The organism is Collinsella sp. TF05-9AC (assembly GCF_003438495.1).
Lineage (GTDB): Bacteria > Actinomycetota > Coriobacteriia > Coriobacteriales > Coriobacteriaceae > Collinsella.
Genome location: NZ_QSSH01000002.1, coordinates 77,430 through 100,785, shown reverse-complemented (window position 1 = coordinate 100,785; position 23,356 = coordinate 77,430). Strand labels below are relative to the sequence as shown.

Annotated in this window: 19 protein-coding genes; 11 read left to right on the top strand and 8 right to left on the bottom strand. The window is 58.5% G+C overall.

Translation table 11 applies throughout. The features are described from left to right. Nucleotides 1-36 precede the first annotated feature (36 nt). On the bottom strand, nt 37-858 hold the full coding sequence (locus tag DXC52_RS01120; protein WP_138113115.1) for a hypothetical protein: 822 nt from the start codon (nt 856-858) through the stop codon (nt 37-39). A gap of 96 nt (nt 859-954) precedes the next feature. Beyond that, nucleotides 955-2,328, bottom strand: coding sequence for a 6-phospho-beta-glucosidase (locus DXC52_RS01115; protein WP_117646072.1), 1,374 nt, complete (start codon nt 2,326-2,328; stop codon nt 955-957). Nucleotides 2,329-2,503: 175 nt separating this feature from the next. Between DXC52_RS01115 and DXC52_RS01110 the strand changes: the two genes are divergently transcribed. Further along, the gene (locus DXC52_RS01110; RefSeq protein WP_158554569.1) at nt 2,504-3,256 is read left to right on the top strand and encodes a MurR/RpiR family transcriptional regulator; all 753 of its coding nucleotides are present in this window, start codon (nt 2,504-2,506) and stop codon (nt 3,254-3,256) included. A gap of 62 nt (nt 3,257-3,318) precedes the next feature. Here DXC52_RS01110 and DXC52_RS01105 read toward each other — a convergent pair whose 3' ends face one another. The 3 genes from DXC52_RS01105 to DXC52_RS01095 form a co-directional block, all read right to left on the bottom strand. Continuing rightward, entirely contained in the window at nt 3,319-4,983 is a 1,665-nt protein-coding gene (locus DXC52_RS01105) for a PTS transporter subunit EIIC (protein WP_158554568.1), read from the bottom strand. 314 nt (nt 4,984-5,297) lie between these two features. Continuing rightward, on the bottom strand, nt 5,298-7,709 hold the full coding sequence (gene feoB / locus DXC52_RS01100) for a ferrous iron transport protein B (protein WP_117745798.1): 2,412 nt from the start codon (nt 7,707-7,709) through the stop codon (nt 5,298-5,300). A gap of 422 nt (nt 7,710-8,131) precedes the next feature. Next, nucleotides 8,132-9,031, bottom strand: coding sequence for an alpha/beta hydrolase (locus DXC52_RS01095; protein ID WP_117745797.1), 900 nt, complete (start codon nt 9,029-9,031; stop codon nt 8,132-8,134). A gap of 243 nt (nt 9,032-9,274) precedes the next feature. On the opposite strand from DXC52_RS01095, the gene DXC52_RS01090 reads away from it, so the two are divergent. From DXC52_RS01090 to DXC52_RS01045, 10 genes are all read left to right on the top strand, one after another. Further along, on the top strand, nt 9,275-9,838 hold the full coding sequence (locus DXC52_RS01090; protein WP_040359007.1) for a PTS glucose transporter subunit IIA: 564 nt from the start codon (nt 9,275-9,277) through the stop codon (nt 9,836-9,838). A gap of 181 nt (nt 9,839-10,019) precedes the next feature. Beyond that, a complete protein-coding gene (gene asnS, locus DXC52_RS01085; RefSeq protein ID WP_117635367.1) occupies nt 10,020-11,423 on the top strand; it encodes an asparagine--tRNA ligase in 1,404 nt (467 codons plus the stop codon). 258 nt (nt 11,424-11,681) lie between these two features. Continuing rightward, the gene (locus DXC52_RS01080) at nt 11,682-12,467 is read left to right on the top strand and encodes a hypothetical protein (protein WP_117745796.1); all 786 of its coding nucleotides are present in this window, start codon (nt 11,682-11,684) and stop codon (nt 12,465-12,467) included. 160 nt (nt 12,468-12,627) lie between these two features. Further along, nucleotides 12,628-13,608 (top strand): ABC transporter substrate-binding protein, encoded by a 981-nt coding sequence (locus tag DXC52_RS01075; protein ID WP_117745795.1) that lies wholly within the window; start codon nt 12,628-12,630, stop codon nt 13,606-13,608. Nucleotides 13,609-13,811: 203 nt separating this feature from the next. Beyond that, the gene (locus DXC52_RS01070) at nt 13,812-14,735 is read left to right on the top strand and encodes an ABC transporter permease (RefSeq protein ID WP_006234992.1); all 924 of its coding nucleotides are present in this window, start codon (nt 13,812-13,814) and stop codon (nt 14,733-14,735) included. Beyond that, nucleotides 14,728-15,522, top strand: a complete 795-nt coding sequence (locus DXC52_RS01065; protein WP_022093887.1) for an ABC transporter ATP-binding protein — start codon at nt 14,728-14,730, stop codon at nt 15,520-15,522. Before DXC52_RS01070 ends, DXC52_RS01065 begins: the two co-directional genes overlap by 8 nt. 158 nt (nt 15,523-15,680) lie before the next feature. Further along, nucleotides 15,681-17,705, top strand: a complete 2,025-nt coding sequence (locus DXC52_RS01060) for a bifunctional UDP-sugar hydrolase/5'-nucleotidase (RefSeq protein WP_117745794.1) — start codon at nt 15,681-15,683, stop codon at nt 17,703-17,705. A gap of 128 nt (nt 17,706-17,833) precedes the next feature. After that, nucleotides 17,834-18,601 (top strand): mechanosensitive ion channel family protein, encoded by a 768-nt coding sequence (locus DXC52_RS01055; RefSeq protein WP_055250280.1) that lies wholly within the window; start codon nt 17,834-17,836, stop codon nt 18,599-18,601. A gap of 93 nt (nt 18,602-18,694) precedes the next feature. Beyond that, the gene (locus DXC52_RS01050; RefSeq protein ID WP_117745793.1) at nt 18,695-20,611 is read left to right on the top strand and encodes a BMP family ABC transporter substrate-binding protein; all 1,917 of its coding nucleotides are present in this window, start codon (nt 18,695-18,697) and stop codon (nt 20,609-20,611) included. Further along, nucleotides 20,608-21,318 (top strand): metallophosphoesterase, encoded by a 711-nt coding sequence (locus DXC52_RS01045; protein ID WP_055250284.1) that lies wholly within the window; start codon nt 20,608-20,610, stop codon nt 21,316-21,318. Before DXC52_RS01050 ends, DXC52_RS01045 begins: the two co-directional genes overlap by 4 nt. A gap of 125 nt (nt 21,319-21,443) precedes the next feature. Here DXC52_RS01045 and rplA read toward each other — a convergent pair whose 3' ends face one another. The 3 genes from rplA to nusG form a co-directional block, all read right to left on the bottom strand. After that, nucleotides 21,444-22,151 (bottom strand): 50S ribosomal protein L1, encoded by a 708-nt coding sequence (rplA, locus tag DXC52_RS01040; RefSeq protein WP_022093892.1) that lies wholly within the window; start codon nt 22,149-22,151, stop codon nt 21,444-21,446. Between the two features lie 117 nt (nt 22,152-22,268). Continuing rightward, entirely contained in the window at nt 22,269-22,697 is a 429-nt protein-coding gene (gene rplK / locus DXC52_RS01035) for a 50S ribosomal protein L11 (protein WP_117745792.1), read from the bottom strand. Nucleotides 22,698-22,817: 120 nt separating this feature from the next. After that, nucleotides 22,818-23,354, bottom strand: a complete 537-nt coding sequence (gene nusG, locus DXC52_RS01030; RefSeq protein WP_099432095.1) for a transcription termination/antitermination protein NusG — start codon at nt 23,352-23,354, stop codon at nt 22,818-22,820. Between the last annotated feature and the right edge of the window lie 2 nt (nt 23,355-23,356).

Here is a 23,356-nt window from a genome sequence, read left to right as displayed (position 1 = left end):
GGAACTCAATGTCGAAAACGCGGCTTCATCTTCGGGCTATCGATCCTGCTCGGATACGCACAAGGACACCCCCATGAGCACGTCAATTTCGAGCCAACTCGCAACCGCACAATGAACTAGCAAAAGCAGCATATAAGCAAACGCCCCATAATAAAGTCCCTCATGCACAAGCGCCGTCACTGAAAGTGCCGACGGCAGCGCCGCACTCGAAACTACCCATCCAACAAGAACCTGGATAGCGCAACTTGCAACCAGGTTCCATGCCACCAGCAGCGTTGCGGGACGCGCGATTTCTCTCCAGGAGGAACGAAGCACCGTGACCGAACGCATGATGTAGCGTGGTGCAAACCGAATGCCTCGTAGTCCCCTCTGCTCCACGTCCGCATCTTCAATTAACACGAATACGAACGACGCGGAAAGAAGCGTCACGATTACTGCCACCACAAGCGAGCACAACACCCCGAGCTGACTGCTCGCAAGCGAGGCAAAGACTACAATTGCCGATAAAATCAAGTGAACCAAATAAATTAGCAGCGCCCCAGAAATCTGGAGGGGAACCGTCGAGGCCAAGAGATAAACCGGAGGGGTTCGAGCAGGTTGCACCGTCTCTTTGGACCGGTCGACGGCAAATAATGAAAAAGCCACATTCGATAGAAGCAGGTTTAAAAAGGCCGCGACCACAGTGCAAATAAGCGTAATGGACGGATTGATATAGGCGAGCTCAGTTGCAACGTTTGATACACCAATTTGAAGCGCGCTCATAACAAACAAGGGGATATATAACGCCATCGTGCAGCCACTCCGGCATTCCTTCGCCCGATCGCCCGATTCCAGAAAGACATTGAAGTTCTCTCGCAAGTTCACTCTATACCCGTTTTCTTACTAAGCAGGGCGAACGGGCGCCAATATAAACGCCGGTCCGCCCATCCATAATTTCTAGTTTTAACGTCCAGACTAGTCTGTCCAGCCGTCGATGTAGTCGCGGTTAAGCTCAAAGTACTGCGCGGCGATATCTTTCGCCAAGGAGTACGAATTAACGAGCGGGTGCATCGCGAGGCTCTCGACAATGTCGCGCTTCGATCGGTTAACGATGCCACGCGCCACGGTGCGCTCGTAGTACTTGACGCGACGAATCAATTCGAGGTTTCCCGCGGGCACAGAATCGGCTTCGACGCGATGCGGCACGCAGCCATCGGTGGAGATATCGCACGTTGACTCAATGACATCTGTATCGAGAAGGCCGGGGATGGCGCCATTGTTGGGGGTGCACAGGATCATCTGCTGCGTCTTGCCAGAGCGAGCAATATCCATGAAGCGGAGCGCGACACCTGCGTATCCGCCAGCATCTTTGCCGTACACGTCAAACGTCCACGGCTTGTCGCGATGAATACCCGTCTCGGCCGCCATGTAGTTGTTTTCGCGCATTCCGTACCACTTCTCAAAGCACGCGAGGCCTTTTTCGAAGTCGTTCTCAATATCGATAGATGCAAGCTCGCTCGTCATTTCTCGATTAATTTCTTCGATTAGTTCACCGCGCGTCTGGGGCGAAGAGAGAACGTTGGCAACGGCGCGCTCGCGATAGTAGAAATAGTATAGGTACTCATTTGGCACGCATCCGCGATTTAGAACGAGGTCCTTCTCGAAGAACCTAAGATCTGTATGAGCATATGCCCCGTCGTCGTGGATCAAGTCGGACATGATGTCCTCGCCGTCAACCGTCACATTGCGGAAGAACGAGAGGTGGTTGAGTCCATAGCACTCGCCCTGAACCGATGCGGGATCAACGCCTTTATACTCGGCAAACTGATGCAACATGCCCGAGGGAGCATCGCAAATGCCATAAGTAAAATCATAGCCCATATCGCGTAGGGCCTGAGATACGACGCCAGCGGGATTAGTAAAGTTAAACACCTTGACGTCCGGCTTTGCGTACTTCTTGATTAACTCGCAATACGAAGCAAGCGCAGGGACGGAACGCATGGCAAAAGACACGCCGGCTGCGCCAGTCGTCTCTTGGCCAAGAACCCCATGCGAAAGAGCAATGCGCTCATCGCGAACGCGCATATGGTCCCCACCGACGCGAATCGTCGTGATCACGTAATCGGCGTCCTTAACGGCCTCGACTGCATCGCCCGTCAGTGAAAAATTAAGCGTGGGGCAAAGCATGCCCGAGACATGGGCGGCAAGGCCACCGTAGATGCGCAGCTTCTCGGGATCATTGTCCATAAACACAAGTTCGTCGATTCCAAGCGATGACGCCTGCTGGGCTATGCTCTTTGCCAAAAACATGGAGCGGACGCCACCGCCACCTATGACCGTAAGTTTCATATCGAAACCCCCAATTAGCACATTCAATATTGCATGGTTCGCCTGTGTTTGGATATTGTATCCAGCATGGAGGGCCGCTTCCCGCCCCGGTTGCAAGGCGGGAAAGGAATTCCCCAAGGAGTTATTATTTACGCAACGGAAGCGGCCACACACGTCCGGCGGGAAGGAAGCACCGATGGTTGATAAAAAGCAGATTTCCAAGCTCTACTCAGCCGCAAAGCTATCCGAAACCGAGCAAAGCGTACTCGAATACCTACTCAACAATATCGACACCCTCGATGATATTGGCATAAAACCCGTCGCCATGGCATGCTTTACCAGCATGACGACAGTCATCAGGCTTTCGAAAAAGCTCGGCTACCGTGGCTACCGCGAAATGATGTACGATCTCAAGCACCTTCAGCATGTCTCCCGCGAAATGAATCAATCACTCAAAGACAGTAGCGTCCACTTCGTATGTCACACCGGAGATGTAGACGTATTCATCGCCGCACTGCATCGCAACAGAATGATCGGAGTAAACGGAGAGGGCTTCTCACGCATCGTTGCGCAGTACATGGCGACTAAGCTCGTTGGACTTGGCTTTTTGGCCGTCATACAGGTCTTCCTAGAAACCGATCAGTTTGTCGAATCCAACCGAAATACGCTCAGCTGCATGATGCTCATATCCAAATCGGGCCAGACAGAAGCCATCCTGGAAACCGCAAGGGCATGCCACGACGCGGGCATTACGACCCTCGCGTTTACCGGCAACGAAGACAGCGAGCTCGCCAAGACGGCAGACGCGATCTTTACGATACATGACGATCACCCAATGGATCTTAAGAACGTTAAGCCTAACTGCTTTACCGGAAGTTGTATTCTCGCATTCGAAGAACTATTGAGTATCTGCCTTGACAATCTAAAACAAGAAGGCCTGGCCCCCTAAATCATGCGATAGGAAGCCAAGCCCTGGAATTGCGCTATGCAATTGAAAGCCACTTGCGCGTTTTACTCGTCACCGAGAACTTCGTGCACCTCAGAAGCGACTTCGCCGACACGAGGACCGTAAATGACCTGGATTGCCTTGTCGCTCAGGCGGATAACGCCCATAGCTTCAAGATTCTTGGTGAACACCTCGTCGTCTGCAACCTTAGAACCATCCTTGACAATCACGCGAAGACGTGAGATGCAGTTGTCAAGATCATCAATGTTGTCGGCTCCACCAAGCGCTTCGACAATGCCAACAGCAAGCGCGCTGTCCTTGGCCGCACGGCCCTGGACTGCCTTCTCGGGAGTGCTATCAGACTCGCCCTTTGCCTCAGCGGCCTTTGCCTCGAACTCGGCTCTGCTGTTGATCAACTCAATATCGTCACCATCGTCTCGACCGGGCGTCTTGATATCGAACTTAGTAATAAAGAACCGGAAGAGGAAGAAAGCTGCCAGGAAAAAGGCGGGGAGCAGGATAAGGTATGGAAGCAGATTAAGCTTCTCGGGGCGGAATAAGAATGGGATCAGGTCCTTGATATTTCCCTGGTACACCGAAACGCCCATTGCCTCCGAGAGAACTTCACCCAGTCCGGAAAGCGGAGCGTAAACGCCAAAGTAGAGCCAGGGGGCGGCAAACAGGAACGTAAAGAGAATAGGCTCCGTAACGCCAAAGAAAACAGTCGAAATCACTGTGGGGATTAAAAGACCAGCAACCTTCTTGCGGTTCTGGGGCTTGGCACAAGACCACATAGCAAGGGCGATGCCCGGGAACAACGCGTAATCGTTAATGCCATAGCCAGCCATGAAGGCCCTAACCAAGAGCTTGTCACTGCTGGGAGAAGCGAGCTGTGCAAGCTGAATGGCGCTATTGCCCACCACGCGCGTTCCATCGACGACCATGGAGCCGCCAAGCTCAGTCCAATACATGGGCGTCTCGAGCAACGGATGCAAGCCAAACGGCACAAGGCTCTCGAGCACCCAGCGATAGACAAACGTACCGACCAGACCGGAGCCTTTCACGAACGTCGCAATACCCGAGAAGCATCCACCGATGACGGGCCAGACGAAGTACATAATGCCGCCCAGGATGCCACCGGCGACCAGCGATACAATGGGGACCGTTCGACTGCCCGCAAAAAACGCCAGCGCCGTTGGAAGCTTGGTCTTGTAAAAGCGGCCGGTGATCCAGGCGACCAGGCAGCCCACGATAATGCCGCCAAAGACACCAGAGCTGTAGCCAAAAAAGCCGAGCGAGGTAGTGTAGAGTGCGGACTGCTCACTCGCCTGAATGGACGTAAGGCCGACCTTCTGAAGAGCTTCCACCGTTGTATTGTCGGCAGCCAAGCCAGCTGCTCCAAGCAGAATCTCAACCGTCTTGAGCATGGTGAGATAGCAGACAAGGGCAGAAAAGGCAGCCCAGCCCTTCTCTTTGCGAGACAAGGAGAAGGCGCAGCCGACAGCAAACAAAACACCGAGGTTTCCAATGATTACCTCGCCGAGACCCTTAAATACCGAGAAGAACGTAAAGAGCGGCGAAGCGGCATACCAGTCCCAATTAACGCCAAGGGACACAAGGGTCAGTTCGGTCGTAAAAACGCTACCGATACCCAAAAAGAGACCGGAAATGGCAATGAGCGTAATCGGAACGAGCATTGCCTTTCCGAACGATTGGAATTTTTCTTTCATCAATTCCCTCCTCAATGAGCCTCTGCAAACGACTATTGCACCCCACGTCCCCACACAGGCGAAACGGAAGACATGCTCGGCAATAGACACAAAGTGATTGTAGAAAGGGGCACAAAAAATGTGCATCGGCATCGCGTAATGCGGTTAAATCGACCGACGATTGCAAGTATTTACGAATCCGCAAACGGCAGCAAATAGGCAGCGAACGGCAACCTGCAGCGTAGGACAGTCCCCGCAGGCCGACAATTACCGGTATTTTGGCTCATATTTGTTTAATTGTTGCTCGCCCAAAAGCGCGGAGCATCAACGCGCCCCTAAGCCAACCCCAGCAATATGCCCGCCGAATGCACGGCAAACGCCACGATCCAGGCGACCGTCACTTGAAACGCGAACACGGCCACGGCATAGCGCGCGCCCAACTCGCTCTTGACGGCGCCGATGGACGCCACGCAAGGCGGGTACAGCAGCGTAAAGACCAAGAACACGTAGGCGGTAAACGGCGAAAACATGGTCGACAGCGCCGCGGGCGACGTTGCGCCCAAAAGCACCGTGAGCGTCGAGATGACGCTCTCCTTGGCAATAAGTCCGGTGACGAGCGCCGTGGATGCGCGCCAGTCGCCAAAACCGAGCGGGGCCAACACCGGCGCGATGATGCTACCCAGACCGGCAAGCAGGCTTTGCGACTGGTCGGCGACCACGTTAAAGCGGATATCGAACGTCTGAAGGAACCAGATGACCACCGTAGCGGCAAAGATAATGGTAAAGGCCTTGGTGATGAAGTCCTTGGCCTTATCCCATGCCAGCATCACCGTCGTCTTGACGCTCGGTAGGCGGTAATTGGGAAGCTCCATGATAAACGGCACCGGGTCGCCCTTAAATGCCGTGCGGTTGAGCACCAAAGCCGCGATGCAGCCGACCACGATACCGATCAGATAGAGCGAGACCATGGCGGAAACCGTCGCCTGCGGGAAAAACGCCCCGCACAGCAAGCCGTAAACCGGCAACTTGGCTGAACAGCTCATAAACGGCGTGAGCATGACCGTCATCTTGCGGTCGTGCTCGGATGGGAGCGTACGGGTCGACATGATAGCCGGCACGGTGCAGCCAAAACCGACGAGCATGGGCACGAAGCTGCGGCCCGACAGGCCAAAGCGACGCAACACCTTATCCATGACAAAGGCTACGCGTGCCATGTAGCCGGAGTCTTCCAGAATGGAGAGGAACAAGAAGAGCACGACGATAATCGGCAGGAAGGTCAGTACACTGCCCACGCCCGTAAGCACGCCGTCGACAGCCAGCGAGCGCACCACGTCGTTGGTGCCGAACGCCTTGAGGCCTGCATCGGCCGAAGCGATGATGGCAGCGATGCCGTCCTCCATAAGTCCCTGCAACGCCGCGCCGATCACGCCAAACGTCAGCCAAAAGACGAGGCCCATGATCACCAGAAACGCCGGAATGGCTGTGTAACGACCTGTCAGGATGCGGTCAATCTTGACGGAGCGCACGTGCTCGCGGCTTTCGTGCGGCTTGACGACGCAACGCCCGCACACGTCGCCGATAAAGCTAAAACGCATATCGGCCAACGCAGATAGGCGGTCGGTGCCGGCCTCGCCCTCCATCTGGGTAATGATGTGCTCGATAGCGTCGAGCTCATTGCGATCCAGGTGAAGCGCCTCGGTTACCAGCTCATCGCCCTCGACCAGCTTGGTCGCCGCAAAGCGCACCGGGATGTGCGCCGTCACGGCATGGTCCTCGATCAGGTTAGCAATACCGTGGATGCAGCGATGCAGCGCACCGCCGTCCGGACCGTCGGGCGCGCAAAAGTCCAGGCGACCGGGGCGCTCGCGGAACCGCGCGACGTGCAAGGCATGATCCACCAGCTCGCCGATACCCTCGTTGCGGGCAGCGCTAATGGGGACAACGGGCACGCCCATCAGGCTCTCGAGCAAGTTGACGTCTACGGCGCCGCCGTTGGCGGTCACCTCGTCCATCATGTTGAGCGCGATGACCATGGGGCGGTCGAGCTCCATGAGCTGCAGTGTCAAGTACAGGTTACGCTCGATGTTGGTAGCGTCAATGATGTCGATGATGGCGTCCGGGCGCTCGTCGAGGATGAACTGACGGCTCACGACCTCTTCGCCTGTGTACGGCGACAGGGAGTAAATGCCAGGCAGATCGGTAACGCTCGCCTCGGGATGGTTACGGATGGTGCCATCTTTGCGGTCGACAGTCACGCCGGGAAAGTTACCGACGTGCTGGTTGGAGCCCGTCAGCTGGTTGAATAACGTGGTCTTGCCGCAGTTTTGGTTGCCGGCGAGGGCAAAGTGCAGCGGCGCGCCCTCGGGCACGGCCGTCTTTGCCGCACGGGGCGAATACGTCCCCTCGCCCAGGGCCGGATGCTCCGTCGTGCCGATTGCGGCGTTAGCGCGCGGACCCGTATCGGTGTCGTGAATACCCACGAGCTCGATGCGAGCGGCATCGTCCTTACGCAGTGTCAACTCGTAGCCACGCAGGCGGATCTCGAGCGGGTCACCCATGGGGGCGTACTTCATCATGGTGACTTCGGTGCCCGGCGTTAGGCCCATGTCCAAAATATGCTGTCGGAGTGCCTGGTCGTCCGATGTCACCGATGCGACGACGGCGTCCTTTCCAATCTCGAGTGTATCGAGCCTCACGTCCGTGTTCCTCCCCCGGCGCCCACAGGGCGTTGCATTTATGTTCACCATGGCTAACCGTTTGCCATGGCTAACCAATTTTAAGCTTACATGATAGCGTGAACACACAATGACGTTCAATCAGCAGATTGGCGCAATGGGGACAGGCAGGAGAGTTCAGGGCCATAGTTTCCCGATGAGGCCTCTCGGGGAAACTACATCCCAGAATTCTGGCTCGAAACGGGATATGGTTTCCCAAACAGGCCTCTTACGGAAAATGCATCCCGGAATCCCCACTCGAAACGGGACGCACTTTCCCAGTCGAGGCCCTATGGGAAACCGTGTCCCACCTTGAAAGGCAAAACTGGGACGCAGTTTCCGGGCGGGGCATCAAAAACAAAGTTGCGGTGGAATAGTTCCTGGATGGGCTGGTTGATGCCCCAGATCGGAACTATTTCACCGCAAGTTATTGAAGGGCTGGGATGCCCGTCCTCTTACAGATGGCGCTCCAGGAAGCGGAAGGCTAGGCGAATCCAAGGGCGGACCGCCACCTGCTTGTCCTCGTTGTCGACCGCGGTGTTGGCGTTGCCGAGCGAAAGGCCGTGACCACCCTGGTCGAAGACGTGCATCTCGCATGCAACGCCCTCCTCGGCCATGCGCTGCGCAAACGGGTAGACCTGCGCGATCGGCGCCGTCTTGTCGTCGGACACGCCCCACACAAAGGTCGGTGGCATCTGGCGCGAAACATGCGTGGTGGGGCAGATGTCGGCCAGATGCTCGTCAGTTGCCTCGCCGCCCGTCACCATCGACAGGTAGTCGTTGAGCAAATCGCGTCCCGTCTTGCCGCCCGTCTTGGGCACGCGCAAGTCAATGCGCGGATCGCGCGTCTGTATGTCGCGCACATAGGCAAAGTCGAGCAATGGATAGCCCAGCACCACGGCATCGGGACGAATGTCGTCCGGACGCGCCCCGGCAAGTGCCGCGAAGGGGCCGGTCTTCCACTGTGTTGCCAGCGAAGCGCAAATCATGCCGCCAGCAGAAAAGCCCACGACGCACACGCGCTTGGGATCGACATGCCACTCGTCAGCGTTGGCGCGCACCGTGGCGACCATCTTGGCAAGATCTGCCTGGGGGTGCGGAAAGCTCACGTCACCCGTAGAACTCGTGACATAGTTGAGCACAAAGGCCTGGTAGCCGTGATCCAAAAACGCAAACGCCACGGGATCCTGCTCATGCGGAGCGATATGCGTAAACGCACCTCCGCCGCAGATAATCACGGCAGGGCGGCGGCCATTCGGTTTATCGGGCAGCGGCTCGGCACCCAAATACGTAAAGGTCGCCGGATATTCCTCGGTCGGCTCCTCGCCCCACAGCGCATGGTTCTCGACAATCATATGTGCTCCCTTCGCGCAAATTAAGCGCCCTTGTTTTTTGCCTTCAAGCGTACCCCACTTGAACCCGTGGCGCAGAAACACTCCGGCAATAAGTTTCCCTTCAACTGATATATCACATAATCCCAGCTCAGAGGTATCTTTGAGCAGCGTAGAATAGGGGCGTTGACCAAGCCGCGAAACACATATGAAACGTTTCCGGCAAACCAAACGCGCGATATGCGCCTATTTAAGTTGGAGGCAACTATGGGTCTGCTCGATTCGCTTAAGTCCACCTTCACCTCGACCGGCGAGGCGTCCGTTCCGCCCGCAGCAAGCTTCGCTACCCGCGAAGGCGTCATCTATGCCCCCGTCAACGGCGTGCTCGTCAACCTGAACGAGGTTCCCGACGAGACGATCGCCTCGGGCATGCTTGGCCAGGGCTATGGCATCGAGCCCATTACCGGCACCATCTATGCGCCCGCCAACGGCCGCATCGGTGCCACCACTGTCACCAACCACTCCATCGGCATGATTACCGAGGACGGCCTGCGCGTGTTCATCCATGTTGGCCTGGGCACCGTGGAAATGAACGGCAAGGGTTTTGCCCGCTTTGTCGAGATGGGCGATGTGGTCAAGGCAGGCCAGCCGCTCATCAGCTTCGACCGCGAGGCCATTAAGGCCGCTGGTCACGAGGACATCGTGACCGTCATCGTCTCCGAGCTCGATCGTCTTAAGAGCATCGACCATGTCGGCGAGTCTGGAACGCTTATCGGCGGCAACCCGCTCGTCAAGCTTGGCGACCCGCTGCTGGTTGCCAAGACCAAGTAGCCAGGCCCCGCGCCACACAGCCAAAAGGCACCTCGTCAAGCGCCCACGACCATTAGGCCGCGGGCGCTTTTCGTTTGAAAAACCATCCCGCCAATGCCTTATCTGTATAGCCCAAATGAGCCGAGCTGCTAAAATATCGAACTGTATGGATAACTATCATTCAACCGTTATGGGAGGATACGTGAACCGCACCAAAATCGCGCAGCTCTATGCCGATGCCGAGTCGCTCGGCGGCCAGACCGTCACCGTCGCCGGCTGGGTCAAGTCCGTCCGCGACATGAAGAACTTCGGCTTTGTTACGCTCAACGACGGCAGCTGCTTCCGCGACCTGCAGGTCGTCATGAACCGCGAGGCACTCGACAACTACGACGAGATCGCCCATCAAAACGTCTCGGCCGCACTCATTTGCACCGGCACCGTCAAGCTGACCCCCGATGCGCCCCAGCCTTTCGAGCTTTCTGCCACCTCCATCGAGGTCGAGGGCGTCAGCGCCCCGGATTACCCGCTGCAGAAGAAGCGCGCAACCGTCGAGTTCCTGCGCACCCAGCAGCACCTGCGTCCGCGCACCAACCTGTTCCGCGCCGTGTTCCGCATCCGCTCTGTCGCGGCTGCCGCCATCCACCGCTTCTTCCAGGAGCAGGGCTTTGTCTACGTCAACACCCCCATCATCACCACGAGTGACTGCGAGGGCGCCGGCGAGATGTTCCGCGTGACCACGCTCGACCCCAAAAATCCGCCCCTCACCGAGTCCGGCGAGGTCGACTGGAGCCAGGACTTCTTTGGCAAGCATGCAAGCCTCACCGTGTCCGGCCAGCTCAATGCCGAGAACTTTGCCATGGCCTTTGGCGACGTGTACACCTTTGGCCCCACCTTCCGTGCCGAGAACTCCAACACCACGCGCCACGCCGCCGAGTTTTGGATGATCGAGCCCGAGATGGCCTTTGCCGACCTTAACGACTACATGGATAACGCCGAGGCCATGCTCAAGTACGTCCTTAAGGACGTCATGGCAACCTGCCCCGACGAGCTCAATATGCTCAACAAGTTTGTGGACAAGGGTCTGCTCGAGCGCCTGGACCATGTCGCCAACTCCGACTTTGCCCGCGTTACCTACACCGAGGCCGTCGAGATCCTGGAGCAGGCCGTCGCCGCCGGTCACAAGTTTGACTATCCCGTGAGCTGGGGCATCGACCTGCAAACCGAGCACGAGCGTTTCCTGACCGAGGAGCACTTTAAGCGCCCGACCTTCGTGACCGACTACCCGGCCGAGATCAAGGCGTTCTACATGCGCATGAACGAGGACGGCAAGACCGTCGCCGCCGCCGACTGCCTGGTGCCGGGCATCGGCGAGATCATCGGTGGCTCCCAGCGCGAGGAGCGCCTGGATCTGCTCGAGGCCCGCATCAAGGACCTGGGTATGAATCCCGAGCAGTACAAGTACTACCTTGACCTGCGCCGCTACGGTTCCTGCAAGCACGCCGGCTACGGTCTGGGCTTCGAGCGCTTGGTCATGTATCTGACCGGCGTGGGCAACATCCGCGACGTCCTGCCGCACCCGCGCACCGTGGGCAACGCCGACTTCTAATCGTCGAACGCTAGCTCGCGTCGCCACACGCCAACGCTCATCGCACAAGCGTCTCTCGACATCGGTCGAGAGACGCTTTTTTCAACAGCATCCGTCAAGCTTTTGGCAAGTTTTTGGTCAGTTGAGCAGGGCTGTTGAAAACTCGACCCGCCGTTTGCCGACGACTACCGACCGCCCAGAGCGCCCTGCGCCCCTGGGAAAGCCCCGCGTCCTAGGCTCCATACCGTCGCCACCCAAAACGGAAAGGACGTGGGCACCATGACCGAAGCCGCTGTTGAAACCTACGACACCACGACGAGGGGCGCCGCCTCGATGGCAGCCTATCGCGCCGTTCGTATCCTGCAGCTCTTGAGCGAAAACACCGGCGAAGACAAGGCCATGCTTTCCGATGAGCTGATCCGGCGCCTCGCCCATCCCGACGACCCCGCCCGCATGCCCATCTCGGCGGCGCGGCGCAGCATCTACACCGCCATCTCCGCGCTTCGCCATGCCGGATACGAAATTGAATACAAACGCGGCGTGGGCTACAAACTTCTTACCCGCCCGCTCACCGATGAAGAGATCATCCGGCTCCACGGTATGGTCATGCGCAACCGCTCCACGCCTATCGCTATCCGCAAGAGCATGGCGCAGCACTTAGTTGCCATGGCGAGCGCCGACGTTCGCGGCTACCTCGATACACCCGAACCCGCTCCAAGCGCAGGCAGCAAGGCTACCAAGGCAACACGCACGCCCATCAAGCGCATCGACACGTGCGAGCTCGTCGAGCAGGCCATCGACCACGGAACCACGGTGAGTTTTGATATTTCGAGCGTCACGACACGCGGCGAAACCGAAGCAGCACGGATGACACTCCGTCCCTTTGCCATCAGGCAGCGCGATGGCATCTCGTATCTGCTGGGAACGGTCTACGACGCCCGAGGCACCGACGATACGCTGCGCACCGTCGAGATCGCCCGTATGAGAAACGTCAGCACGCGCCTGCTCGACGGCAAGAAGCTCTTCGCCGCCCTGGACGAGGACGACGCCTCCTCCGCCGCATAAGACCCTCCGCCGCCCATTCGACTACCCGTACCGCCCATCCGATTCTGTATTAAAAAACCCGCCAGGCTGTTGTAAAAATGGACATCAGCGCTACTATAGTCCCACTTGCACTTTGTCCCAGTGCAGTGTTTCCAGCCATTTTTATACTGGGGGTAATGATATGAAGGACATCACCATCAGCCGCAGGAGCCTTCTGGTCTCCGCCGGCCTGCTCGCGCTCGCCCCGCTCGCCGGATGCGGCGGCAGCTCTGGTTCCGGCTCCGCTGCCGCCGGTTCCGACTACACCATCGGCGTTCTGCAGCTCACCGAGCACTCCGCGCTCGATGCCGCCAACGACGGCTTCGTCAAGGCCATCAAGAAGAGCGGCCTTAAGGTCAAGATCGACCAGAAGAACGCCCAGAACGACCAGTCCACGTGTAAGTCCATTGCCGACAAGTTTGTGGGCGACAACGTCAACCTGATTTATGCCATCGCCACGCCCGCCGCGCAGGCTGCCGCCGGCGCCACGGCCGATATCCCCATCGTGGGCTGCGCCATCACCGACTACGCCGCCTCCGGCCTGGTCCAGGACAACGACAAGCCCGGCACCAACGTCACGGGCGCTTCCGACCTCACCCCGGTCGCCGAGCAGCTCGAGATGATGCAGAAGGTCCTGCCCGACGTAAAGAAGGTCGGCCTGCTCTACTGCACCGCCGAGTCCAACTCCGACGTCCAAATCAAGGCCGCCAAGAAGGAGCTCGACAAGCTTGGCCTCGAGTACACTGACTTCACCGTCTCGAGCTCCAACGAGATTCAGTCCGTCGTCGAGTCTGCCGTGGGCAAGGTCGACGCGCTGTACTCCCCCACCGACAACACCATCGCCGCGGGTGCCTCGCAGGTCGGCCAGATCTGCAAGGAAAACAAGCTTCCCTTCGTGACCGGCGAGGAGGGCATGTGCATGGCCGGCGGCCTGTTCACCCTCTCCATCAACTATGAGGACCTGGGCTACGCCGCGGGCGAAATGGCCGTTAAGATCCTGAAGGGCGAGGCCAAGCCCGAAGACATGCCTATCAAGCACCTCTCGAGCAAGGACCTGGTCGTCGTCAAGAACGACGAGATGGCCGAGGCCCTGGGCATCGACCTTTCCGCTCTGGACGCGTAATGCTATACGCGGCATGCGTCTAGAGCCCGTGCTCGCGCTTTAGCTGCGTTATTCAATATCTGAGCCACAGGGGCGGGCGCTGTAGACCGGCGTCCGCCCTGCTTGTTTCAGGTAAAACAAAACGTCTGTCCGCAGCTCTTCTATGCATTGTTACCGCTATTATGGTGAATCACGTGTCCACCCTATCCTAGGAGGTATGAAGCATGCTCATTGCATTGCAGGGCGCCGTTTCGCAGGGCGTCCTCTGGGGCATTATGGTGCTTGGCGTGTTTATCACGTTCCGCCTGCTCGACATTCCCGATATGACCTGCGACGGCAGCTTTGCCCTCGGCGGCTGCGTCTGCGCTGTGCTCATCGTCAATAACAACGTCGACCCGCTGCTCGCCGTGCTGGCCGGTATGTGCGCCGGCGCCATCGCGGGTGCCGTCACGGGCATTTTGACCACCGTCTTCGAGATTCCCGCGATCCTCGCCGGAATCCTCACCCAGATCAGCCTGTGGTCCATCAACCTGCGCATCATGGGCAAGTCCAATACGCCAATTCTTGCCAAGGGCACCGTGTTCTCGGCCGTCAGTAATATGACCGGTCTGCCGCAGTCCACCGTTGCCATCATCTTGGGCATCCTGCTCGCCGTGGCTATCGTTGCCATCCTGTATTGGTTCTTTGGCACCGAGATCGGCTCGGCGCTGCGCGCCACCGGCAACAACGAGTACATGATCCGCGCTCTGGGCGTCAACACCAACTCCACCAAGATGATCGCCCTCGTGCTCTCCAACGCCCTCATCGGCCTTTCGGGCGCGCTTATCTGCCAGAGCCAGAAGTATGCCGACATTGGTATGGGCACCGGTGCCATCGTTATCGGTCTTGCCGCCATTGTTATCGGTGAGGTGCTCGGCCGTCTGCTGCCCGGCGGCCTCACGCAGTTTAGCGTCCGTCTTGCCTCCGCCGTCTTTGGCTCCGTGGTGTACTTCCTTATCCGCGCCATCGTGCTGCAGTTGGGCATGGACGCCAACGACATGAAGTTGCTCTCCGCCGTGATCGTCGCCGTGGCCCTGTGCGTGCCCGTGGTTTGGGAGCGCTATAAGCTCCGCAGCTCCTACACGAAGGGGGATGAGGCAGATGCTTAAGCTCTCGCACGTCAAGAAGACCTTTAACAAGGGCACCGTCACCGAGAAGCGCGCGCTCACCGGCGTCGACCTCACCCTGAATGACGGCGACTTTGTAACCGTGATCGGCGGCAATGGCGCCGGCAAGTCCACGCTGCTCAACATGATCGCCGGCGTGTACCCGCTCGATTCGGGCGTTATTGAGCTCGACGGCACCGACATCTCGCGCCTGAGCGAGTCGCAGCGCGCCAAGTACCTGGGCCGCGTGTTTCAGGACCCCATGCGCGGTACCGCTGCCGACATGCAAATCGCCGAGAACCTGGCCCTCGCCAAGCGTCGCGGCCAGCGTCGCGGCCTTTCGTGGGGCGTCACCAAGGCCGAGAAAGATGAGTACGTTGAGCTGCTCAAGCGCCTGGACCTTGGTCTGGACACGCGTCTCAACGCCAAGGTCGGCCTGCTCTCGGGCGGCCAGCGCCAGGCACTCACCCTGCTCATGGCCACGCTCACCAAGCCACGCCTGCTGCTGCTCGACGAGCACACCGCGGCCCTCGACCCCAAGACGGCCTCTAAGGTGCTCAATCTGACCGAGGAGATCGTCGACGAGAACCACCTCACCACGCTCATGGTCACGCATAACATGAACGACGCTATCCGTCTGGGCAACCGTCTGATCATGATGCACGAGGGCCATGTGATCTACGACGTGGCCGGCGACGAGAAGAAGTCGCTCACCGTGGCCGACCTGCTGCAGAAGTTCGAGGAGGTCTCGGGCGGCGAGCTCGCCAACGACCGCATGCTGCTAAGCTAAAACCTGCCAAAAAGGGACAGGTTTATTTTGGTAGGTTTTATCTGCGCAAACGCCAAAACCGCCGCAAAGGGACAGAGGCCCTTGCGGCGGTTTTCGCATATTATGTCGATAATCCGATATTCAACCAGACATTCTGGCTAAGGACTAAGGAAACTGCCATGAAAAGACTCCCCCGCTTTGCGTTGGCCGCCGCGTTGTTTGCCGGCGCGCTCGCAGGCATCCCAAGCCTCGCTTTCGCGGGAAACCTGCCCGCCGCTATTGACGGCTCCGTGGCCGTCATGCACACCAACGATATCCACGGCAGCTACAAGTACAGCTACAACGCAAGCAAGGGCACCGGCACTGTGGGCTTTGACGGACTGGCGGTTCTCTATAGCGCCCAAAGCAGCGCCCCCGATCTTTTACTCGATGCGGGCGACACCTTCCACGGACAGTCCTTCGCCACCATGAGCGAGGGCAAGAGCATCGCCGAGCTCATGGACACCTTCTACGCCGACGGCTACGACGCAACCACGCCAGGCAACCACGACTGGAGCTACGGCGCGGACAAACTCCGCACCATGACCGGCTACAGCACCACCGGCACGCCCTTCGCCATGCTCTGCGCGAATGCAACGTCCTCGAACGGCGTATGGAGCTCGAGCATCACGAAGACGCTCGATCGCACCTGGGAGGATAGCGAGGATCACTCCACATTCGACTACAAAATCAAGGTCGGCGTCGTCGGAGCCATGGATGAGTCGCTAGGTTCCTCGCTGCGCGCGGACCTGGTCGCGGGCACCAGCTTCTCGAGTGCCGCGAACGCCATCAATGCCGAGGCAGAGCAGCTGCGCAAGGAGGGCTGCGATGTTGTTGTGTGTATCGCGCACACGCTCGACGCAAAGACCTTTGCCACGCGGCTCCGTGGCGTCGATGCCCTTATCGCAGGCCACGAGCACATCAACCTTAACGAGAAGGTGACGGGAGCCGACGGCAAGACGATCCACGTTGTCGAGGCAGGCAGCGCCTTTGCCGAGGTGGGGCTGCTTTCCATTCCGTACAAATACGACACGAATGGCACCGAGACGACCGACGATGACACGGTCACGGTCCCTGCAGACGGCAGCGACGAGAAGCTCTACACCGCCAAGAACGTCAACGACCTTTTGACAGACCCCGACAAGGGCTCCGACTACCAAAGCCGCCTTGAAGCCGTCCGCAACAAGATCAAGCCGCTCGACGAGGACTTTGAAAACGAATCGAACAAGGTGCTCGGCACATCCACCACCAACTATTTCTACGGCGAGGACGCCGCAGGCACGCATGGTTGGGAAATGGTGCGCACCACCGATTTCCGCCCCAGCAAGGAGGGCGATACCACCAAGGCCCAGACCATCGGCCACGTGATTTGCGGCTCCTATCTTGCCCTGACGGGCGCAGACCTTGCCATCGAGAACGCGGGTGGCATCCGCGGCGGCATCGCTGCGGGCGATGTGACTGCCGGCAACGTCATCGCTATCTCGCCCTACGGCAACACCGTGGAGACCTGGACCATGACCGGCGCGGACTTCCTGACAGCGCTCGAGCACTCACTGCAGATCAGCGACGAGTGCAACGACAGCTACGAGCTTCAGCAGGCTTATGTGGCGGCCGGTCACACCGAGCAGGAGGCGCAAGACAAGTACAAGTGGCGCGATGACTCTGGCAGCGTTCTCTCCTTTGGCGGCATCAACGTGACGATTGATTGGACACAGCCCGAGGGCAAGCGCATTGTGAGTGCCACACTCACCAAAGACGGCAGCACGCTCGACCCCGCCAAGACCTATACCGTCGCCACCAACAACTACATCATCACCAACACGACCGACTTTCCCACCTTTGCACACGCCACCAAGTACACCGAGTGGGGTACCTGCGAGTCAGCGCTAAGGGCGCTGATCGGGCAGGACAGCTGGGAGAGCAAGATGACCTCGCTCGCTGGCACCATCAGCTTTGGCTCCGCTGCCGTGGACCCCACGCCCACACCGGCCCCGACGCCTAAGCCCTCGCCTAAGACGGACACGACGACCACGAAGGTCATCACCAAGAAGACGACCGGTAAGCTCGCCGCAACGGGAGACCGCACGCTGGCAGTAGTTGGCGCGTGCCTTATCGGCGGCATCATCGTCATCATGCTCGGCATTATCTGGAAGCGTCGACGCTAAGCTACACCGCCGGGCCTTACAGCCCCGCCGCGTAAACCTTATATCGAGCACAGAAGCCCGTCCGAATTTGATCGGACGGGCTTCTTGGTGGGTATCATGGTTGGACGATCATTAGGAGGTTTCCCTACATGGAATTGTTTGAGCCGATTCTTCATTTCTTTGAGCAACGGTGGGTCCACAACATCATCTGGGCCGTCATCTTGGCGATAGGCACCGCCGTCGCCGCCAAGGTCGTATCCAAGACCCTGAACCATCTGCTCAACCGAGACGATAACCCGCTTCCGGCATCGAGTATCTTCATCAACATCGCGCGCGCCGTCATCTGGATGATCGGCGGCAGCTTTATCCTCGACAACTGTTTTGGCATTAACGCAAACGCCCTCGTCGCCGCTCTTGGCGTCGGCGGCATCGCCATCTCGCTCGGCTTTCAGGACACGCTGTCAAACCTTATCGGCGGCATGCAGGTGACGTTTATGGGCATCATCAAACCCGGCGACAATATCGAGGTCGGCGGCGTATCCGGCGTGGTCCAAGACATCACTTGGCGCCATACAACGATTGAGGATGCCTGTGGACAGACCATCATTGTGCCCAACTCCAACATCTCCAAGAACACGCTCGTGCATTTGATGCCCTTTGGGCGCGTGGCCGTGCCCGTTGCCGTAAAGGACACGTCTAAGTGGGCTTCCCTTGACGCGCTGGCAGACGAGCTCACGAGCGCAACCAAAACGGCCGTCTCGCCCATCTCGGGCTTTGACAAGGAGCCCTACGTGCTCTTTAGCGAAATCGGCGACTTTGGCATCAAAGGAAAGATCATCTTTATCGTCAGCGACGACAGCACCACTTTCACCGCTGCCGACGCCTGCATCCGCGCTATCGCCCCCATCATCGCCTAAACCACCGCAAAGGGGACAGGCATCTTTGTGGTGGTTTTCATTCGTGGTACCATGGTTCATATCGTTGTTTAAACGACTAAGGGAGTAGACACCATGGAAGAGGCCTATCGTCAAGCACGCAAGCGCGGCGAGCAGGGACGCCGTCGCGCCATCAGCCAAAGCGAGCATCCATACCTTACGGACCTCGATAGCTTGGTTGCTCAGCTCCCCTTAGGTCAGCGAGAGAATGTCGGCCTAAGGGATATTCCGCTCGAAATGGTCGTCGGCACGGTCACCAAGGGCCGTCAGTCCGCCTTTTCGTGTAACTTTATGCCCCTGCTTCCGTTTAGCACCGAGTTCGCCCGCAAGTGGTCCAACCTCTACGACATCCAGGTGACCGAGGGCTATCGCGACCCCATCATCGTCACCGAGTTCATGCATCGGTTCTATGTCCAGGAAGGCAACAAACGCGTCAGTGTCCTCAAATTCCTAGACGCCCCGACGGTTTCGGCCAAGGTCACCCGTCTCTACCCCGGCACATGGGATTCCGTCGAAAGCCGCCTGTACGGTGAGTTCTGCGCGTTTTGGCGCGTCTGCCCCCTATACGAGATCGAGTTCTCGCGTGAGGGAAGCTACGAGACGCTCGCCAAGATGCTCGGTCAGAACCTTATCGAAAATTGGCCGCAGAAAAAGGTCGACTACATGCGCCATACCTTCCTGCTCTTTAAGCGCGCCTACCTTCGCGCAGGCGGCGACCACCTGGACATTACGCCTGCCGACGCCATGCTCGTGTACCTCAATGTGTACAACCAGGACCGTCTGCTGGATACGCCAACGGATATCGTCGTAAACCGCCTGTGCAAGATTTGGCGCGAGCTGGTCATTGCCGGCAAAAATGACGAGGACAAGGTCGATCTTGTCGAAGCGCCGAGCGTCGATGAGGAGGAGTCGCCCGCCAAGTCCACCTCCGGCGTGCTCAACTTCTTTATGGGCAAGACCGTCTATTCGGCGGCCAACCCCCTGCGCATCGCCTTTATCCATGAGTTCCCCTGTGCGACGTCGAGCTGGGACAGCCTGCACGACCAAGGGCGTCAGTATCTCGATGAGCACTTTGGCGGTATCGTGCGCACCGAGGCGTTCGAGGACTGTCACGATCCGGACGTGTTCTACGCCGCCGTGGAAACGGCTGTCAAACACGGAGACAACGTCATCTTCTCGACCTCGCACCGCCTGATGGAATACACGCTCAGAGCTGCCGTTGAGTATCCCCAGGTTCGGTTCCTTAACTGCTCTATCGGCCTTCCCCACCAAAGCGTCCGTTCGTACTTTGGCAAGATGTACGAGGCCAAGTTCCTCCTGGGCGCCCTTGCCGCCAGCATGGCGGACAACCATCGCATCGGCTACCACGCGTCGGTCTTCGCATCCGGAGCGCTCAGCGAGATCAATGCCTTTGCCATCGGTGCCTCGCTGCTCGACCCCCGCGCGCAAATTATCCTCACCTGGGGCGATGTGCCCGCCGGCGGTCTTGCCGAGGCCATGTGCCGCGAAGGCGTGAGCGTCATGACCGGCGCTGACATGTCAAAGTCGCTCGAAGACCCTACGGCCTACGGACTCCACCGCCTGGTCGATGGCAAGGTTTCCGGCATCGCCATGCCGGTATGGAACTGGGGCCGTTACTACGAGCTCATCGTTCGCAGCCTTCTGCACGGCACGTGGGACGAGACCAGCGATGACGACCAAGTGCGCGCCGTCAACTACTGGTACGGCATGAGCTCCGGCGTTATCGACATCCGTTACGCTCCGGGCCTACCCTACCAGACGCGCAAACTCGTGCAGTTGCTCCGCAACGGCATTGTCGAGGGATCCATCAACCCCTTTGGCGGCGAGCTCCACAGCCAGAACGGCGTGGTACAGATCGAAGGCTTCCCTCCGCTGCCGAGCACGCAGATTGTCGAGATGAATTGGCTGGCGGATAACGTGGTAGGCACCATTCCGCAGCTCGACGATGAGCCGAAAGTCCCTGTCCTATGAAAATCCTTGCCATAGCCGATACCGAAGAACGATGCCTTTGGGAGTGCTTTCGCAAGGAACGCTTTGAGGGCGTCGACCTGATTTTGTCCGCCGGCGATCTGGACCCGGACTATCTTGAGTTTTTGGTTACGGTCATCAACAAACCGCTCATCTACGTGCGCGGAAATCACGATGACCGCTACGCACGTCATGCACCGGGCGGATGTATCTGCGTGGAAGACAGCGTGTACACGTACCGAGGGATTCGCATTGCGGGCCTTGGCGGGTCCATGCGTTATCGCGACGGCGCCAACATGTACACCGAGCGCGAGATGGCCAAGCGTATGCGCAAGTTGTCCCGCAAAGTGAGGATGGTCGGCGGCTGCGACATTCTGCTTACCCATGCACCCGCCGCCGGTATGGGTGATCTGGACGATCTGCCGCATCGAGGGTTTGAGTGCTTTAACACGGCGCTTGAGTCCTGGGGGGCCGACTACATGGTGCATGGGCATGTACACCAAAGCTACGGTTACGATTTTCAGCGCGAGCGGCAGCATGTGTGTGGAACGACGATCATCAACGCCTGCGGCTATACGCAGTTTGAGCTCGACCAGACGCGCTACCCCATCCGTGGCTGGCAGGCAGCCTGGCTCAATTCGCAAACCATGCGCCGCGAGCTCAAACGCCACGATGCCATCGAGTCCTCAACCGCAAGAACGCCCTGGTAACCACCATAAAGGGGACACTGTCCCCTTTATGGTGCTTTTGACGCGATAGCAAGAAACCCGGTCCTGCACAAGGCAGAACCGGGTTTCTTTAGCAATGCTTGCTGTACTCAGGCAGTAACTAGCAGTTACTCAGCCAGGAAGTCACGCTGGACAGCGGGATCGACCTTGACGCCAGGGCCCATGGTGGAAGACACGGAGATGGACTTGACGTACTTGCCCTTAGCAGAAGAGGGCTTGACGCGCAGAATCTCGGTGTACAGGGCAGCGTAGTTCTCGACGAGCTGCTGCTCAGAGAAGGACTTCTTGCCCAGGGGCACGTGGCAGATGCCGTAGCGGTCGGCGCGGTACTCAACGCGGCCAGCCTTTAGCTCGGAGACCATCTTGGCGACGTCCATGGTCACGGTGCCGAGCTTGGGGTTCGGCATGAGGCCACGGGGACCAAGGATCTTACCGATGCGGCCAACCTTGGCCATCATGTTCGGCGTAGCGATAGCGGCGTCGAAGTTGATCTCGCCCTTCTGAATCTGGGCGACGAGCTCGTCGGAACCGATGATGTCGGCGCCGGCAGCCTCAGCCTCACGGGCCTTCTCGCCCTCGGCGAAGACGGCAACACGAACGGTCTTGCCGGTGCCGTGGGGCAGGGAGATGGAACCACGGATGTTCTGGTCAGCCTTACGAGTATCGATGCCCAGACGGAAGTGAGCCTCGACGGTCTCGTCGAACTTGGCGGTGTCGAGCTCCTTGATGAGCTTGGCAGCCTGAAGGGGGGTGTAGAGCGTGGCGCGGTCGATCTTCTCGGCAGCGGCGTTATAGCTCTTACCATGCTTAGCCATGTGCATTACCTCCTGTGGTTAAACGGGCGTGAGCCCTCCCACATCGTATCGTGTGCCCTATTGCACACATTTAACGGGCGCCCCGGTCGGAGCACCCGCCGTTACCATAAGAAATCGCTACTCAGCGATGGTGACGCCCATGGAACGGGCGGTACCGGCGATGATCTTCTTGGCGGCCTCAATGTCGTTGGCATTGAGGTCCGGCATCTTGATCTCGGCGATCTTGGTGAGCTGCTCCTGGGAGAGCTGACCAACCTTGTCAGCCTGGGGCTTAGCGGAACCAGACTTGAGGTTCAGCTCCTTCTTGATAAGGTGAGCCGCCGGCGGGGTCTTGGTGATGAAGGAGAAGGACTTGTCCTCGTAGACAGAGATCTCAACGGGGATGATGTCACCCTTCTTGTCCTGCGTCTCGGCGTTAAAGGCCTGGCAGAACTGCATGATGTTCACGCCAGCAGCGCCCAGGGCGGGGCCGACGGGAGGAGCGGGGTTTGCTGCACCAGCAGGAATCTGGAGCTTAATGACGTTGGCAACCTTCTTCTCAGCCATGGTCATTCCTTTCGAATCACGAGTGTGAAGTACTTGCTATATCGTAAGCACGCACGTGTTAGAAGCACTCCTGAGATGAGCAGTCACAGAAGAAGCACGCTCGCGCGAACGGACGAAAACTTAAGCGATGACAGCGACCTGGTTAAAGTCGAGCTCGACCGGCGTCTCGCGGCCAAAGATCATCAGCGTGACCTTGAGCTTGCCAGCCTCGGTGTTAACCTCGGAGACCTTGCCATCAAAGTCGGTAAGCGGGCCATCGGTGACGCGGACGGACGTACCGACCTCAATATCAACCGAGGTGCGCTTGGGCGAATCGCCCTTACCGGGACGACGAGTCATCTTGTTGTACTCGTCGCGGGAAAGCGGAGCGGGCTTGCCGTTGCCGCCTAGGAAACCGGTGACGCCAGGCGTGTTACGAACACACGTCCAAGCATCGTCATCCATCTCCATGCGGACCAGGACATAACCCGGGAAGATCTTGGAATCCTTGGTCTCACGCTTGCCACCCTCTTTAATCTCGGTGACGCGCTCCATAGGAATCTCGATATCAAAGATACGGTCCTGCATGCCCATAGTCTCGATGCGATGCTCGAGATCGGACTTAACGCGGTTCTCGTATCCAGAGTAAGTGTGAACGACGTACCAACGCTTAGACATGG

Bases quoted from the DNA above. Each gene is read 5' to 3' on its own strand.
- rplA (WP_022093892.1), bottom strand. From the start codon at position 22,151: ATGGCTAAGCATGGTAAGAGCTATAACGCCGCTGCCGAGAAGATCGAC.
- DXC52_RS01055 (WP_055250280.1), top strand. From the start codon at position 17,834: ATGGAATTGTTTGAGCCGATTCTTCATTTCTTTGAGCAACGGTGGGTC.
- DXC52_RS01105 (WP_158554568.1), bottom strand. From the start codon at position 4,983: ATGAAAGAAAAATTCCAATCGTTCGGAAAGGCAATGCTCGTTCCGATT.
- DXC52_RS01095 (WP_117745797.1), bottom strand. From the start codon at position 9,031: ATGATTGTCGAGAACCATGCGCTGTGGGGCGAGGAGCCGACCGAGGAA.
- feoB (WP_117745798.1), bottom strand. From the start codon at position 7,709: ATGGTGAACATAAATGCAACGCCCTGTGGGCGCCGGGGGAGGAACACG.
- nusG (WP_099432095.1), bottom strand. From the start codon at position 23,354: ATGTCTAAGCGTTGGTACGTCGTTCACACTTACTCTGGATACGAGAAC.
- DXC52_RS01075 (WP_117745795.1), top strand. From the start codon at position 12,628: ATGAAGGACATCACCATCAGCCGCAGGAGCCTTCTGGTCTCCGCCGGC.
- DXC52_RS01090 (WP_040359007.1), top strand. From the start codon at position 9,275: ATGGGTCTGCTCGATTCGCTTAAGTCCACCTTCACCTCGACCGGCGAG.
- DXC52_RS01065 (WP_022093887.1), top strand. From the start codon at position 14,728: ATGCTTAAGCTCTCGCACGTCAAGAAGACCTTTAACAAGGGCACCGTC.
- DXC52_RS01060 (WP_117745794.1), top strand. From the start codon at position 15,681: ATGAAAAGACTCCCCCGCTTTGCGTTGGCCGCCGCGTTGTTTGCCGGC.
- DXC52_RS01070 (WP_006234992.1), top strand. From the start codon at position 13,812: ATGCTCATTGCATTGCAGGGCGCCGTTTCGCAGGGCGTCCTCTGGGGC.
- DXC52_RS01050 (WP_117745793.1), top strand. From the start codon at position 18,695: ATGGAAGAGGCCTATCGTCAAGCACGCAAGCGCGGCGAGCAGGGACGC.
- DXC52_RS01080 (WP_117745796.1), top strand. From the start codon at position 11,682: ATGACCGAAGCCGCTGTTGAAACCTACGACACCACGACGAGGGGCGCC.
- rplK (WP_117745792.1), bottom strand. From the start codon at position 22,697: ATGGCTGAGAAGAAGGTTGCCAACGTCATTAAGCTCCAGATTCCTGCT.
- DXC52_RS01115 (WP_117646072.1), bottom strand. From the start codon at position 2,328: ATGAAACTTACGGTCATAGGTGGCGGTGGCGTCCGCTCCATGTTTTTG.
- DXC52_RS01045 (WP_055250284.1), top strand. From the start codon at position 20,608: ATGAAAATCCTTGCCATAGCCGATACCGAAGAACGATGCCTTTGGGAG.
- DXC52_RS01110 (WP_158554569.1), top strand. From the start codon at position 2,504: ATGGTTGATAAAAAGCAGATTTCCAAGCTCTACTCAGCCGCAAAGCTA.